Origin of the sequence: Halomonas sp. SCS19 (genome assembly GCF_040147015.1) — a bacterium.
Taxonomy (GTDB): Bacteria; Pseudomonadota; Gammaproteobacteria; order Pseudomonadales; family Halomonadaceae; genus Halomonas; species Halomonas litopenaei.
Window position 1 is genome coordinate 1,154,727 of record NZ_JAMSHN010000001.1, and the last position, 14,991, is coordinate 1,169,717.

Below are 14,991 nucleotides of genomic sequence, written 5' to 3' on the forward strand. Positions count from 1 at the left end.
TTTATTCGCCGAAGGTATCACCGTAGCTGTCCGGCGCCAGATCCTCGAAGCGGGTGTACTTGCCGATAAAGGCCATGTGCACCGTCCCGATGGGACCATTACGTTGCTTGCCGATGATGAATTCGGCGAGCCCCTTGTTGTCGGGATTATCCGGGTTGTAGACCTCATCACGATAGACGAAACCGATCAGGTCGGCGTCCTGCTCGATGGCCCCGGATTCACGCAGGTCCGACATCACCGGACGCTTGTTGGGGCGCTGCTCCAGCGAGCGGTTGAGCTGCGACAGCGCAATCACCGGGCAGCCGAACTCCTTGGCAAGCCCCTTGAGCGAGCGCGAGATCTCCGAAATCTCGCCGGTACGGTTGTCACCGAACCCCGGCACCTGCATCAACTGCAGGTAGTCGATCATGATCATCGCCAGGTTGCCGTGCTCGCGCACCACGCGACGCACCCGTGAGCGCATCTCGTTGGGCGACAGCGCAGCGGTGTCATCGATGAACAGTTGCTTGTCCTTGAGCAGGTTGACCGCCGAGGTCAACCTCGGCCAGTCCTCGTCCTCGAGCTGACCGGAGCGCACTCGGGTCTGGTCGATACGCCCGAGTGACGACAGCATGCGCAGCATGATCGAGTCCGCCGGCATCTCCATGGAGAACACCATCACCGGCTTGTCGCTGGACACCACCGCGTGCTCCACCAGGTTCATGGCGAAGGTGGTCTTGCCCATGGACGGGCGGCCGGCGACGATCACCAGGTCGGAGGGCTGCAGCCCGGAGGTCATGTCATCGAGATCGCGAAAGCCGGTCGACAGGCCGGTCATCTCGCCTTTCATGTTGAACAGCTCGTCGATGCGATCGACGGCCTTGGTCAGCAGCTCGCTCATGCCGATGGGGCCGCCGGCCTTGGGGCGGTCCTCGCTGATCTGGAACACCAGCCGCTCGGCCTCGTTGACCAGCTCATCGGCAGGACGCCCATTGGGGCTGAAGGCGCCGTCGGCGATCTGGTTGGCCGCCTGGATCAGCTTTCTCAGGGTGGCGCGTTCGCGCACGATGTCGCCATAGGCGCGGATATTGCTGGCCGAGGGAGTGTTGCGGGCCAGCTCCGCCAGGTAGGCGAGCCCGCCCACGGTGTCGAGCTGGTCGCGCCCCTCCAGGGCCTCGGACAGGGTCACCACGTCCAGCGGACGGCTCGACTCGGCCAGCGCCACCATGGCGTTGAACACCAGGCGATGCTCGTAGCGATAGAAGTCGTCGGCCACCAGCCGGTCGGCGATATTGTCCCAGGCCTGATTGTCGAGCATCAGGCCACCCAGCACCGACTGCTCGGCCTCCACCGAGTGCGGCGGAACCTTCAGCGCCGCGGCTTCACGATCGATGGTCTGGACGTCACTCATGCGCTTGTCTCTTCGCTGTTGTTCACGGCGCCATGCCACTGGATCCAGGCTGTGTCCGAAAAGTCGACGAGCGCAGCCACTCTCCAGACAAGCCTTAGTCTACCCGAAGCCGGGTCCGTCGCACGATCACCCGTGCGGGCGATCGCGAGCCACAAAAAAGGGCGCGGGATGTGACTCCCGCGCCCTTGCCACTGCCGTGGGAGACGACCTTACTCGGCCACCACCACCACGCGCACGGTGGCGTCGACGTCGGCATGCAGGTGCAGCACGATGTCGTATTCGCCGGTCTGGCGGATCGGGCCTTCCGGCATGCGGACTTCGCTCTTGGCGACGTCGATACCGGCGCTGGAGATCGCCTCGGCCAGGTCACGCGGACCGATGGAACCGAACAGCTTGCCTTCGTCGCCAGATTTGGCGACCAGAGACAGCTCGATGTCGTTGAGCTGCTCGGCGCGAGCTTCGGCTTCGGCCTTGCGCTCGGCGGCCTGAGCTTCGAGCTCGGCACGCTGGGCTTCAAAGGCAGCGATGTTGTCCTTGGTGGCCGGTACGGCGAGACCGTAGGGCACCAGGTAGTTGCGGCCGTAACCAGGCTTGACGGTGACCTTGTCACCGAGACCGCCCAGCTTGCCAATGTTGTCGAGCAGAATGACTTCCATCTCGTAAACCTCTATGTCAGTTGCTGTGACCCAGACGCCCGCGGAAGTCCGCGAAGGTATCGATCAGGGCCACAACCAGCACGATGAGAATCATGGGCCAGGTGGTGATCAGCAGCAGATAGAACGCGACCAGCCACAACCCGTTCATTCCCTTACGTCCAACTACACCATGTGTCAGGCCGATGCCGGCCATCAGCAGCGGAATCCAGGCCAGCATGCCGATCCCGGGGAGACCCAGCAGGGTGCCGGCGATCACCAGCACCACCAACAGGATCAGCTCCCTCGGGGTGAGCCGCAGGGCGTGGAACTCTTCCCGGAAACCTCCCGGGTTGTAGAGCCCCGCCTGCCAGCTGCGTGCCAGGGCCAGACAGGCCACCGCAGCGAGCATCACCACCAGACCGGTGACACCGCTGATGACCAGCTCGGCCAGCCGACTGGCGTCGAGCCCCTGGGCAGCCAGCTCGTCGAGCATGGCCGCCACCTCGGAGGAACTCTGGCGCAGCTGCTCCAGCATCAGGGCGGTGTCTGCCTTGGGCAGGAACACCCCCAACTGGATCATCGCAGCGCCGGCCAGCGACCCCAGGATCAGCGCCTCGCCCCAGCGCATGCGGGAGCGCAGCACGATGGCCATCAACAGCGCCAGCAGGGTGGTCGCCAGAGGGATCGGATCTCCCTGGGTCCACCACCAGCCTGCCGGCACCGCCGCAGCGGCGATCACCGGCATCGCCGGTGCCATGCCCTTGCGCAAGGTCACCAGAGCGGCAATCGCCGCCCCGAACCAGAACAGCCAGGGCACCGCAGACGCCACCAGCGCGACCAGAGTCGCCTGGGGCATGCCTTTCATCGACCATCGGGCGACGGGCAGCATCGGCGACGACTTACTGGTGGCTGTCGGTGTAAGGCAGCAGGGCCAGGTAGCGTGCGCGCTTGATCGCGGTGGACAGCTGGCGCTGGTAACGGGCCTTGGTACCGGTGATGCGGCTGGGAACGATCTTGCCGGTCTCGGTGATGTAGGCCTTGAGCGTGTCCAGATCCTTGTAGTCGATCTGCTTCACGCCTTCAGCGGTGAAACGGCAAAACTTGCGGCGACGGAAAAAGCGTGCCATGGAAAGACTCCTTATACGTGCGTTGCAGAGCTAGTGATGCGCGGCTCAGGCGGATTCAGCGGTGCGCGGCTTTTCTTCGCGACGGGCACGCTTCTCTTCCACCGGCTTCATCATCGGAGACGCTTCGGTGATGGCTTCCTTGCAGCGCACCACCAGGCTGCGAATGATGGCGTCGTTGAAACGGAAGATGTTCTCGATTTCCTCGAGGGTCTCGCCGCTGCACTCGACGTTCATCAGCACGTAGTGAGCCTTGTGGATCTTGTTGATCGGGTAGGCCAGGTGACGGCGGCCCCAATCCTCGAGACGGTGAACAGTACCGGCGTTCTCGGTGACGATGCTGGTGTAGCGCTCGACCATGGCCGGAACCTGCTCACTCTGGTCCGGGTGGACCATGAAGACGATCTCGTAGTGACGCATGGATTCTCCTTTCGGTTTGGCAGCTTCCGCAGGGGCCTGAGTAGTCTCGGCGCCGGGGGAAGCAAGGAGTGAATAACAATTAGCCTGTCCCGCGCAGAACGCACGGGCGCCCAGATTCTACGGAGTTGTGATCAGGGTTGCAAGCCGATGCTGGGGCGACACCGTCATCCGCGGGCCTTGAGCTCGCGCTGGCGCACCACCTCGAACAGACAGACGCCGGTGGCCACCGACACATTGAGACTCGAGACGGTGCCCGCCATGGGCAGCTTGACCAGGTTGTCGCAGGCCTCCCGGGTCAACCGACGCATGCCCTTGCCCTCGGCCCCCATCACCAGCGCCATGGGCCCGGTGAAGTCGGCAGCGAAGACGCTGGCGTCGGCCTCGCCGGCGGTACCGGTGATCCACACCCCTTCTTCCTTCAGTCGCGCCATGGCGCGGGCCAGGTTGGTCACCTGATAGACCGGCACGCTCTCGGCGGCACCGCAGGCCACCTTGCGCACGGTGGCGTTGAGCGGTGCCGACTTGTCCTTGGGCACGATCACGCCGTGCACCCCGGCGGCGTCGGCACTGCGTAGACAGGCGCCGAAGTTGTGAACGTCGGTGACACCATCGAGGATCAGCAACAGCGGCGGCGTCTCCAGCGGCCAGGCCTTGAGCTTGTGCCACAGGGACTCCTCGCCCTCCGGCGCCAGTGGCGGACAGAACGCCACGATACCCTGATGGGAGGCACCCTGGGAAAGGCCGTCGAGCTCTTCACGAGGCACGCTCCTGAGCCTGGCGCCGCGACTGCGCGCGGTATCGACCAGCTCACTGAGACGACGCTCTGCGTCGCCCTCCTGCACCCACAGTTCCTTGGGTGATTCGCCACGCTCCAGCAGTGCCCGGACGGCGTGAACGCCGAACACACTGTCGAGGCCGTTCGGCACTGCCGGACCATGCTGACCACGCCCCTTGCCACGCGCCTGAGTACGCGCCTGAGTACGCGCCTGGTCATGCGTCTGGGACTGGCTCTGGCCGTGGCGACGGCGTCTGGAATCATGCTTGGCCACGGGCGGCCTCCTGGTCAATCATCACGCGGGTGTTCATCCCTTGTTGCCACGCCGCGGACCGCGGCGCCGACGTCCGCCCTTCTTCTTCGGGGCGTCCTGTTCGCCGACCCCGGAAGGGCCGTCGGCACGGCGCTTGGTGTCGCCCTGGGCCGACCTGCCGCCACGCCCCTTGCTGGCCTGGGCGGGCTTGTCACCTTGCCCATTGCTACGCCCCTTGCCCTGCGCGCCTGCGTCGCGACGCTTGCGCGGTGCCCGACGAGGGCGCGGCTTGTCGTCGGCCATCTCGAAGTCGATCTTGCGCTCGTCGAGGTCGACTCGAGCCACCTGAACGGTGACCCCATCGCCCAGACGATAGCTGGTGCCGGTACGCTCGCCCTTGAGACGATGCTTCTCGGGCTCGTAGTGGTAGTAGTCCGACGGCAAGGAGGTGACGTGGACCAGCCCCTCGACATAGAACGCGTCGAGGCGCACGAAGATACCGAACTGGGTGACCGAGGCGATGGTACCGTCGTAGACCTCGCCGAGCTTGTCGGACATGAACTCGCACTTGAGCCAGCCCTCGACGTCACGGGTGGCGTCGTCGGCACGACGCTCGGTCATCGAGCAGTGCTCGCCAAGTTCGAGCATCTGCTCGAAGGTATAGGGACACCACTTGGTCGGCGGCTCCACCGGCGCTCCCTCGGCGCGCAGCACGGTGTTGGTCTGGCGCGGTCCGCGGATCACCGAACGAATGGCGCGGTGCACCAGCAGATCGGGATAGCGACGAATCGGCGAGGTAAAGTGGGCGTAGGCCGGGTAGGCCAGGCCAAAGTGGCCCTCGTTGTGGGGCGAATACACCGCCTGACTCATCGAGCGCAGCATCACCGTCTGGATGATGTCGGCATCGTCGCGACCCTTGATCGCCTCGGCCAGGTCACGGTAGTCCTGGGGCGTCGGTTCATCACCACCGCCGAGTGACATGCCGATCTCGTTGAGGAACAGCCGCAGCTTGTCCAGGCGCTCCGGCGACGGACGCTCGTGGATACGGTACAGCGCCGGCAGGTCGTGCTTGTCGAGGAAGCGCGCGGTGGCAACGTTGGCCGCCAGCATGCACTCCTCGATGATCTTGTGGGCGTCGTTGCGCGAGCGCGGCACGATCTTCTCGATCTTGCGCTCGTCGTTGAAGACGATGGCGGTCTCGGTGGTCTCGAAGTCGATGGCACCCCGTTCGGTGCGCGCTTCTCGCAGCAACTGGTAGAGGCTGTGCAGGTTCTTCAGCGACGGCACCAGCGACTTGTACTCCTGGCGCAGGGCCTCGCCTTCCTCCCCCTCGTCCTGAAGGATCGCCGCCACCTTGTTGTAGGTCAGCCGGGCATGGGAACGGAACACCGCCTCGTAGAAGCGATAACGGCTGATGGCCCCGGTCTTGGAGATGTTGAGCTCGCACACCAGCGCCAGACGATCGACGTCCGGATTCAGCGAGCACAGTCCATTGGACAGCAGCTCCGGCAGCATCGGCACTACCTGCCCCGGGAAGTACACCGAGTTGCCGCGGGCGATGGCCTCCTGATCGAGCGGGCTGCCGGGACGCACGTAGTGCGACACGTCGGCGATGGCCACCAGAAGCTTCCAGCTGCCCGAACGCGTCTTGTAGGCGCACACCGCGTCGTCGAAGTCCTTGGCGGTCTCGTCATCGATGGTGACAAGCGGCTTGTCACGCAGGTCGATGCGGTGGAGCTTGTCCTCCTCGGCGACCTCGGCGGACATGCTGGCGATCTGGTCGGTGACATCCGGCGGAAACTCGGACGGGATCTCGTAGCTTCTCAGCGCGATGTCGATCTCCATACCGGGATCCATACGCTCTCCCAGCACCTCGATGACCTCACCCACCGGCTGCACCCGGGTCTCGGGCTGCTTGACTATGCGTGCCGAGATGACCTGGCCGTCCTGGGCGCCACCACAGGCGCTGTGCGGGATGATCACCTCCTGGGTGATCCGATTGTTCTCGGGGATCAGTACCCCGAACTCGGGAGTATTCTCGCGATACACACCGACGATGGTCTGGGTGTTGCGCGCGATGACGTCCACCACCGTGGCCTCGTCACGGCCCCTGCGATCGCGTCCGCTGATGCGCACCAGCACGTGGTCACCGTGAAACACCCGGCGCATCTGTCGCGGGGGGATCACCAGATCAGGCTTCTTGCCGTCGTCGCGCAATAGAAAGCCGAAACCGTCCCGATGCCCCAGCACCTTGCCCTTGATCAGATCGAGCTTGTCGATCAGCGCATAGGCGTTGCGACGGTTGCGCAGCACCTGGCCGTCCCGCTCCATCGCGGACAGTCGGCGACGCACAGCCTCGCGCAGGTCCTCGTCATCGAGACCCAGCTGATCACTCATGGCCTCATGGGTCACCGGCGCCCCGATTTCCTCGAGCCGCTTGAGCAGGTATTCGCGGGACGGGGCGGGGTTGTCGTACTTGTGGGCTTCGCGGAGAGCGTGTTCGTCGGCGTCGAGCGTCCAATGGGTCATGCGAAAGGCATCCTTGGCAGGGTCGAGGACGGCAGGTGAGCGCCGACTCCCGGGCGCGAGCGTGCGGTCTTGTCGAAAATTTGTCGTAACATGCGCGCAGTATAGCGCTGGCGCGGCCTTGACCCAACCATAAGCGCCCGTGGATAGACCCGCCGCCCACCGAGGGCCCATTCAGGCGATGGTCACAACGGCAAAAAAAATCGCGCGATTCCCTATCGAGACGCTTGCATTATTCAGATGATTCGGTAACATACGCGCCACTTGCCCAGATGGCGGAATTGGTAGACGCGCTAGCTTCAGGTGCTAGTGTCCTTATGGACGTGGAGGTTCAAGTCCTCTTCTGGGCACCAACGATCCTTCGGGATCACGACGATGCAAGTCGTCACGCTCTTTGTCAGTCAAGCAGCACGTGTTCGCCCAGGTGGCGGAATTGGTAGACGCGCTAGCTTCAGGTGCTAGTGTCCTTATGGACGTGGAGGTTCAAGTCCTCTCCTGGGCACCATCGACTCGTCAGGGTCGACGAACACGACAGACTGATGCAAGATTGACAAGAGAATCGCATGACATGCCCAGGTGGCGGAATTGGTAGACGCGCTAGCTTCAGGTGCTAGTGTCCTTATGGACGTGGAGGTTCAAGTCCTCTCCTGGGCACCATCGTCATGCAGACAACGGATCCACATCGGATCAACAAGAACCCGCGCCTCGTCGCGGTTTTTTTGTGCCTGAAATCTGCACCGCTCCCGGCTATCCCTCTACCTCACCTTCCTCTTGCACTATCCCTCTGCGCCCCCTCCTGACGCAGCAGAACAGCAACAGCCAGCTCCGCCGTCTTTCCGGCACCCGCGAACTCTCTACCTAGTCGAATCGAGAGGGCAACTCGGCCACCTGGGACAATGCCCAGTCGCCGACCCCCGCGACCGACTCCCAGTCGGCTTCCTGGCTCGCCGCCAGCCGCGGCAGGAAATTCAGCCCGGTGCTTGCTTCTACCTCGTCGATGCTGACCAGAAACTGCTTGAGCGACTCGTCGCCACGCACGTCCTGGGGCATCACAAACGCCACCGCCAGCGGCGTATCGCCCGGCACCACCACGATCTTGTAGAACGCCACCGGCACCTCGACGAAGCCGACGCGATCGAGTAGACGATCGATCTCGAGATCGGTGATTCGTGTCTCGGCGTAGATCGGGCCGGTGATCACCTGCAGCCGGCCGAAGCGCGGCAGGAAGTGGTCCATCACCACCTCCTCCAGGCGCTGCCACAGCTGCCGATTGAGCGCGGGCTTCTGCGGCATCATGTTGCTCATCAGAAAGCTGTCGTCCTGGGCGTCTTCTCCCCACACCTTGGCCATGGCGTAGTTCGGGGCCAGGTGGCCGCGGTCGTAACCACTGCCCGAGTAGCTCGTGGTGCTGACAGGCCACAGCGTGCGCCAGTCCTGGCGAAAACCGGGGCGTGGCCCGATCTGCCGATCCCCGCTCTGGCGTAGCTCATAGCTGACCCACAGCGCACCGACGCGGACATCCGACCATCCCAGCAGATAGCCATCGTTACGCATGACGCGGGTGAAGGACAAGACGCCGGGCTCGGCCCACTCGGTTACCCCCATCCAGCTCATGCGATCACGGTAGCCCTGCTCTGTGCTGTGCCACAGAAAGGCACCCGCGGCGACCAGCACCAGCGAGACAAGGAGGTTTCGGGGGCGGGGTATCAGGCGATCGAGTGAAAGGTCCACACGCTTCCTTGATGCAAAGAGTCACGAGATGGCGAAGAGGTGCTGGTCGCCGGCGCGTCGAACGAGCGGCGTTGCGCCGGCCCGGCGCAGTCACCGGGCCGCCGACGCGATCTTGCTACCACCCCAGCGAGAACATGGTCTCCAGGTCGTGACGGGAGTGCACCTGCATGGCGTTGAGGGTCTCGGTGTCGGCGATCCCTTCCACCGCGTTCAGGCGCCCGGTGACGAGTTCGGCCAGGCTCTCGAAATCACGGGTGCGCGCGATCGCCACCAGGTCGTAGCGACCACAGGTGGAGTACACCTCGCTGATGCCGTCGACCTCGGCGAGGCGCTCCGCCACCGCCTTGACCTGGCCCTTTTCGGCATTGATCAGGATCACTGCATTCTGCATGGTCGCCCTCCTTCGATGTCCGTCTTCGCCTGGCCAACCAAGCCCACGGCACAGACGGCAAGATGTGGTGTGCTCGCGGCGCAGTATATCAGCGCCGGCGCGGCACGGGCAGCACCACCCGACAGGCACCACCTGCGTGGCGGATTGCCGCAGCGGAGTAGCGAGGATTCGCCAAGACTCAAAGGCTTAGCTAATCTGAATGTTCAGCGCCGCCTAGAGCGCACGAGGTCGCCCAGGCTCACCGGGCACACTCGATAACATCGGTCCAGCAGAAACGGACCCAACCAAGACCGTTCGACTATCGACTTCGATCACCATCGATCGAGCCACAACGAGGAGCCCCACCATGGCCAAGCACAGCCGCCGTGACTTCCTGCGCCACAGTCTGCTGGGCATCGCCGCCCTGCCTCTAGGCGCTGGCGTACTGTCCCGCACCGCCCTGGCCCAGAGCCTGCCGCGCCTGGATACCGACAACGCCCAGGCCAAGGCGCTCGGCTACGTCGAGAACGCCAGCGACGCCAGTGGCAACGCCGCCTACGAAGAGGGAGAGACCTGCGCCAACTGCATGTTCTTCAACGCCGAGACCGAAGGCTGCCAGCTGTTCCCACAGAACAGCGTGGAGCCGGGCGGGTGGTGCCAGTCCTGGACCGCCAAGCCCTGACGTCTGGCTGACCAGCGTCGGATTCACCAGGGGTAGGCTGAAAAGAGCGCGCCCCTGAGCCACACCAGAACGACAACACCCCGGGCCGATGGCCCGGGGTGTTGTCGTCTGCCGCTATTGCCGAGTCTCAAGCGCCTTCTTCGCTGTCCGGCAGCGGCCACTGATAGCGACGCACCACCTCGTCGCCGTCCCAGGACTCCAACTTGACCGGAAAGCCCCACAGTTGATGCAGATGACGGATCACCGGATAGACACTGCGTGCCAGCGGTCGCCGCTGATCCTGCACGTGGCGCAGCGTCAGCGAACGATCACCACGGATATCCGCCTCGTAGACCTGAATATTGGGCTCACGCAGCGACAGCGCATACTGCGTGGACAGCGCCTCGCGCACCCGCCGGTAGCCTCGCTCATCGTGGATGGCGCCGACTTCCAGGGTCTCCTCCTGATCATCGTCGACGATCTGGAACAGCTTCAGATCGCGAATCACCTTGGGCGAGAGAAACTGCTGGATGAAGGACTCGTCCTTGAAGTTGCGCATGGCAAAGTTCAACGTCTCGCGCCAGTCACTGCCGGCGATGTCGGGGAACCACTCGCGGTCCTCGTCATTGGGCGCCTCGCAGATACGCTTCAGGTCGGTGAAGATGGCGAACCCCAGGGCGTAGGGGTTGATGCCGTTGTAGTAGGGGCTATCGAAGGCCGGCTGACTGACCACGGCGGTGTGCGACTGCAGGAACTCGAGGATCAGCCCTTCGTCCACCGCGCCCTCGTCGAACAAGCGATTCATCAGGGTGTAGTGCCAGAAGGTCGCCCAGCCTTCGTTCATCACCTGGGTTTGGCGCTGGGGGTAGAAATACTGGGCCAGCTTGCGCACGATGCGCACCACCTCACGTTGCCAGGGCGCCAGCAGCGGAGCGTTCTTCTCGATGAAGTACAGCAGGTTTTCCTGGGGCTCCGGCGGATAACGCCCGCCACCTCGAAGCCCCAGCGGATCGTCCTCGGACGCCATGGGCTCGGCGATGCTGCCCACATCACCGGTCGGAATGGTGCGCCACAGGGTGTTGACCTGGGTCTGCAGGTAGTCTTCGCGTTCCTGCTGACGGCGAGCCTCCTCCTCGGGAGATACCGGGGACGGACGCTTGTAGCGGTCGACGCCATAATTCTGCAGGGCGTGACAGGCGTCGAGCAGCTGCTCCACCGCCTGGACACCGTGGCGCTCTTCGCACTGGCTGATGTACTTGCGGGCGAACACCAGGTAGTCGACGATCGAGGAGGCGTCGGTCCAGGTCCGAAACAGATAGTTGCCCTTGAAGAAGGAGTTGTGGCCATAGCAGGCGTGCGCCATGACCAGCACCTGCATCATCAGGGTGTTCTCTTCCATCAGGTAGGCGATGCAGGGGTCTGAATTGATCACCAGTTCGTAGGCCAGCCCCATCTGACCACGCCGATAGGCCTGCTCCACCGCCAGAAACTGCTTGCCGAAGGACCAGTGGTGATAGCCCACCGGCATGCCGACGCTGGCGTAGGCGTCCATCATCTGCTCGGTGGTGATGATCTCGATCTGGTTGGGGTAGGTATCGAGCCGGTACTCGTCCGCCAGTCGCGCGATCTCGGCCTCGAACTCGGTGAGATCGTCAAAGCTCCAGTCGGAGCCGGTGGCGATGGGCTTGGCGTGGCGCTTGGTCAAGGTGGTCATGGAGCTCCCCTCCTCTCCGGGGCTCTATCATCGCCCGGAGTTGCGTAGCGCTTGTTCAGGGGCCGCAAGGCCCCGGCCTGCTGTCGAGTCGACCGAGAGGTCAACTCTCGGCGCGACGCTTGAACAAGGCACGGAACACCGGATAGATATCCCCCGGCTCGACGATCTGACGCATGGCGAAACGGTCAGGATAGGCCGCCTCCACCCGCTCGTACTCTTCCCACAAGGCCTGGTGGGCGTGGGGCGTGATCTCCACGTAGGTGAAGTACTGCAGGCGCCCCATCAGTGACTTGGTCAGGAGCTCGCGACAGTTCACCGAATCATCGTCCCAGTTGTCGCCATCCGAGGCCTGGGCCACGTACAGATTCCACTGCCCCGGCGGGTAGCGCTTGTCGATGATCTCGTCGACCAGGGTCAAGGCGCTGGAGACGATGGTGCCGCCGGTCTCCCGGGAGTAGAAGAACTCCTCCTCGTCGACCTCCTTGGCGGCAGTATGATGCCTGACGAAGACCAGCTCGACCCGCTCGTAGCTGCGCTCGAGAAACAGGTACAGCAGCAGGAAGAAGCGCTTGGCGATGTCCTTGTGGGCCTGGGTCATCGACCCGGAGACGTCCATCACGCAGAACATCACCGCCTTGCTCGATGGCTGGGGCTGGTTGATCAGGTGGTTGTAGCGAAGATCGTAGGTGTCGATGAAGGGCACCGCCTCCAGGCGCCGCTCCAGGCGCTCGATCTCGTCCTTGAGCTCCTGGATGCGAGCGGGGTTTCTGAGCACCGGATCCTTGCGTTCCTCGACCTCCAGTGCCTCCTGAGCCTCGCGCAGGGCCCGACGAATGGGCGCCCGCATGGCGATACGTCGGGCCTGGGCCTCGCGCATGGAGCGCACGATGTTGATCCTCGCCGGCACCCCGTCCCGGGACACCCCGGCGCGCACCGGCCGCACCTCCTCGACGTCGACCAGCGGCTTGCGCTCCAGGTGGGGCAACTCCAGGCCGTCGAAGACAAACTCGAGAAATTCCTCCCGCGTCAGGGTGAAGGCGAACTCGTCCATGCCCTCACCCTGATTGGAAGCGCCGCCTTCGCCGCTGCCATCGCCACCACCGCCGCCACCGTCCGGACGGCGCAGGCGATCCCCTTCCTGAAATTCGCGATTGCCCGGCGCGACGATGGAGCGACGCCCCCCACTGCCGTGCTGGAACACCGGCTCGGAGATATCACGGCTCGGGATCGAGACCTTCTCGCCGCGCTCCATGTCGGTGATGGAACGGCGATTCACCGCCTCCTCCACGGAGCGCTTGATATGGGTCCGATAACGGTCAAGAAAGCGCTGGCGGTTGACCGCGCTCTTGTTCTTGGCGTTGGCTCGGCGATCGATGAAGTAGGTCATGGGACCTCCTGGGCGCAGTCGACAAGGGTGGCAGGCACCGGGACGCTCCCGGTGCCTTCACGGCTACTGCGACTTGCGCACCCTCAGGTACCACTCCGACAGCAGGCGCACCTGCTTCTCGGTGTAGCCTCGATCCTTCATCCGCGCCACGAAGTCCTCATGTTTCTTGATATCGGCAGAGGATGCCTTGGCGTTGAAGGAAATCACCGGCAGCAGCTCCTCGGTGTTGGCGAACATCTTGTGCTCGATCACACCACGCAGCTTCTCGTAGGACTGCCAGCCCGGATTCATGCCGTTGTTCTGGGCACGTGCCCTGAGCACGAAGTTGACCACCTCGTGGCGGAAGTCCTTGGGATTGGAGATGCCCGCCGGCTTCTCGATCTTTTCCAGCTCGTCATTGAGCGACTGGCGATCGAACAGCTCGCCGGTCTCGGGATCCCGGTACTCCTGATCCTGGATCCAGAAGTCGGCGTAGGTGACGTAGCGGTCGAAGATGTTCTGACCGTACTCGGAGTAGGACTCCAGGTAGGCGGTCTGGATCTCCTTGCCGATGAAGTCGACGTAGCGCGGCGCCAGGTACTCCTTGATGTAGCGCAGGTAACGTTCGAAGGTTTCCTTGGGCAACTGCTCCTGCTCCAGACGCTGCTCCAGCACATACAGCAGGTGCACCGGATTGGCCGCCACCTCATGGTTGTCGAAGTTGAACACCTTCGACAGGATCTTGAAGGCGAAGCGTGTGGACAACCCGTCCATGCCCTCGTCCACCCCGGCGCTGTCGCGATACTCCTGGATCGACTTGGCCTTGGGATCGGTGTCCTTGAGGTTCTCGCCGTCATAGACCCGCATCTTGGAGTAGACGCTTGAGTTCTCCGGCTCCTTGAGCCGCGACAGCACCGAGAACTGGGCCAGCATGCGCAGGGTATCCGGCGCGCAGGGAGCCTGGTTGAGCGAGGAGTGCTCGAGCAGCTTCTTGTAGATGTTGATCTCTTCGGAGACCCGCAGGCAGTAAGGCACCTTGACGATGTAGACCCGGTCGAGGAAGGCCTCGTTGTTGCGATTGTTGCGGAACGCCTGCCACTCGCTCTCGTTGGAGTGGGCCAGCACGACGCCATCGAAGGGTATCGCGCCCATGCCCTCGGTGGGGTTGTAGTTGCCTTCCTGGGTGGCGGTCAGCAGCGGGTGCAGCACCTTGATCGGCGCCTTGAACATCTCGACGAACTCCATCAGGCCCTGGTTGGCTCGACACAGGCCACCGGAGAAGCTGTAGGCGTCCGGATCATCCTGGGAGTAGAGCTCGAGCTGGCGGATGTCCACCTTGCCCACCAGCGAGGAGATGTCCTGGTTGTTCTCGTCGCCAGGCTCGGTCTTGGAGATGGCGATCTGATTGAGCCGCGAGGGATACAGCCGCACCACCCGGAACTGGGAGATGTCACCACCGGACTCCTTGAGTCGCTTGGCTGCCCAGGGCGACATCACGCTGCGCAGGTGGCGACCGGGAATGCCGTACTCCTTCTCGAGCAGCTCGCCGTCTTCTTCGGGCGAGAACAGGCCAAGCGGGGACTCGTGCACCGGAGAACCCTTGATGGCGTAGAACGGCACTTTTTCCATCAACAGCTTGAGCCGCTCGGCCAACGACGACTTGCCGCCCCCCACCGGCCCCAGCAGGTAGAGAATCTGCTTTTTCTCTTCCAGGCCCTGAGCGGCGTGGCGGAAGTAGGCCACGATCTGCTCGATGGCCTCCTCCATGCCATGGAATTCACTGAACGCCGGGTAGCGGCGTATCACCTTGTTGGAAAAGATCCGCGCCAGCCTCGGGTCCTTGGCGGTGTCGATCACCTCCGGTTCACCGATGGCCTCCAGCATGCGCTCTGGCGCACTGGCGTAGACGGAAGGGTCTTGACGGCAGAGTTCCAGATATTCCTGCAGGGACATTTCTTCCTGCTGGACGCGAGCGAAGCGGTTCTGCACATGGTCGAAGATGCTCATCGATGCCTCCTGTGATGCC

Annotated in this window: 13 protein-coding genes and 3 tRNA genes; 4 read left to right on the forward strand and 12 right to left on the reverse strand. The window is 63.6% G+C overall.

Features of this window, described 5'->3' with window-relative positions; genetic code table 11:
• Position 1: 1 nt before the first annotated feature.
• The 7 genes from dnaB to rnr form a co-directional block, all read right to left on the reverse strand.
• Positions 2-1,390: a replicative DNA helicase gene (dnaB, locus tag NFH97_RS04785; protein ID WP_045992137.1), complete on the reverse strand. Its 1,389-nt coding sequence runs from the start codon at positions 1,388-1,390 to the stop codon at positions 2-4.
• 209 nt (positions 1,391-1,599) lie between these two features.
• Positions 1,600-2,046 (reverse strand): 50S ribosomal protein L9, encoded by a 447-nt coding sequence (gene rplI, locus NFH97_RS04790; protein ID WP_045992138.1) that lies wholly within the window; start codon positions 2,044-2,046, stop codon positions 1,600-1,602.
• Positions 2,047-2,062: 16 nt separating this feature from the next.
• Positions 2,063-2,914 (reverse strand): hypothetical protein, encoded by an 852-nt coding sequence (locus tag NFH97_RS04795; protein WP_222515625.1) that lies wholly within the window; start codon positions 2,912-2,914, stop codon positions 2,063-2,065.
• Between the two features lie 10 nt (positions 2,915-2,924).
• Complete coding sequence (gene rpsR / locus NFH97_RS04800; RefSeq protein WP_016853668.1) at positions 2,925-3,152, reverse strand: 30S ribosomal protein S18; 228 nt, start codon at positions 3,150-3,152, stop codon at positions 2,925-2,927.
• A 45-nt stretch (positions 3,153-3,197) separates the two neighbouring features.
• Entirely contained in the window at positions 3,198-3,569 is a 372-nt protein-coding gene (rpsF, locus tag NFH97_RS04805; RefSeq protein WP_045992140.1) for a 30S ribosomal protein S6, read from the reverse strand.
• 164 nt (positions 3,570-3,733) lie between these two features.
• Positions 3,734-4,495 (reverse strand): 23S rRNA (guanosine(2251)-2'-O)-methyltransferase RlmB, encoded by a 762-nt coding sequence (rlmB, locus tag NFH97_RS04810; RefSeq protein WP_502878709.1) that lies wholly within the window; start codon positions 4,493-4,495, stop codon positions 3,734-3,736.
• A gap of 156 nt (positions 4,496-4,651) precedes the next feature.
• A complete protein-coding gene (gene rnr / locus NFH97_RS04815) occupies positions 4,652-7,126 on the reverse strand; it encodes a ribonuclease R (protein ID WP_108131325.1) in 2,475 nt (824 codons plus the stop codon).
• Between the two features lie 263 nt (positions 7,127-7,389).
• Between rnr and NFH97_RS04820 the strand changes: the two genes are divergently transcribed.
• The 3 genes from NFH97_RS04820 (at position 7,390) to NFH97_RS04830 (ending at position 7,780) form a co-directional block, all read left to right on the forward strand.
• A tRNA-Leu gene (locus tag NFH97_RS04820) sits at positions 7,390-7,476 on the forward strand.
• Between the two features lie 65 nt (positions 7,477-7,541).
• Positions 7,542-7,628 (forward strand) — tRNA-Leu (locus NFH97_RS04825).
• Between the two features lie 65 nt (positions 7,629-7,693).
• Positions 7,694-7,780, forward strand: a tRNA-Leu gene (locus NFH97_RS04830).
• A gap of 201 nt (positions 7,781-7,981) precedes the next feature.
• On the opposite strand, the gene NFH97_RS04835 is transcribed toward NFH97_RS04830, so the two are convergent.
• A complete protein-coding gene (locus NFH97_RS04835) occupies positions 7,982-8,854 on the reverse strand; it encodes a DNA/RNA non-specific endonuclease (RefSeq protein ID WP_315901102.1) in 873 nt (290 codons plus the stop codon).
• A 115-nt stretch (positions 8,855-8,969) separates the two neighbouring features.
• Entirely contained in the window at positions 8,970-9,245 is a 276-nt protein-coding gene (locus NFH97_RS04840; RefSeq protein ID WP_045992143.1) for an Lrp/AsnC family transcriptional regulator, read from the reverse strand.
• 346 nt (positions 9,246-9,591) lie between these two features.
• Between NFH97_RS04840 and NFH97_RS04845 the strand changes: the two genes are divergently transcribed.
• Complete coding sequence (locus tag NFH97_RS04845) at positions 9,592-9,906, forward strand: high-potential iron-sulfur protein (protein WP_045992144.1); 315 nt, start codon at positions 9,592-9,594, stop codon at positions 9,904-9,906.
• 127 nt (positions 9,907-10,033) lie between these two features.
• Here NFH97_RS04845 and NFH97_RS04850 read toward each other — a convergent pair whose 3' ends face one another.
• The 3 genes from NFH97_RS04850 to NFH97_RS04860 form a co-directional block, all read right to left on the reverse strand.
• Positions 10,034-11,599 carry a SpoVR family protein gene (locus NFH97_RS04850; RefSeq protein ID WP_108131324.1) on the reverse strand — a complete coding sequence of 522 codons (1,566 nt, stop codon included), beginning with the start codon at positions 11,597-11,599 and terminating at the stop codon, positions 10,034-10,036.
• 100 nt (positions 11,600-11,699) lie between these two features.
• Positions 11,700-12,986: a YeaH/YhbH family protein gene (locus tag NFH97_RS04855; RefSeq protein ID WP_045992146.1), complete on the reverse strand. Its 1,287-nt coding sequence runs from the start codon at positions 12,984-12,986 to the stop codon at positions 11,700-11,702.
• A gap of 63 nt (positions 12,987-13,049) precedes the next feature.
• Positions 13,050-14,972: a PrkA family serine protein kinase gene (locus NFH97_RS04860; RefSeq protein ID WP_108131323.1), complete on the reverse strand. Its 1,923-nt coding sequence runs from the start codon at positions 14,970-14,972 to the stop codon at positions 13,050-13,052.
• Positions 14,973-14,991 lie beyond the last annotated feature (19 nt).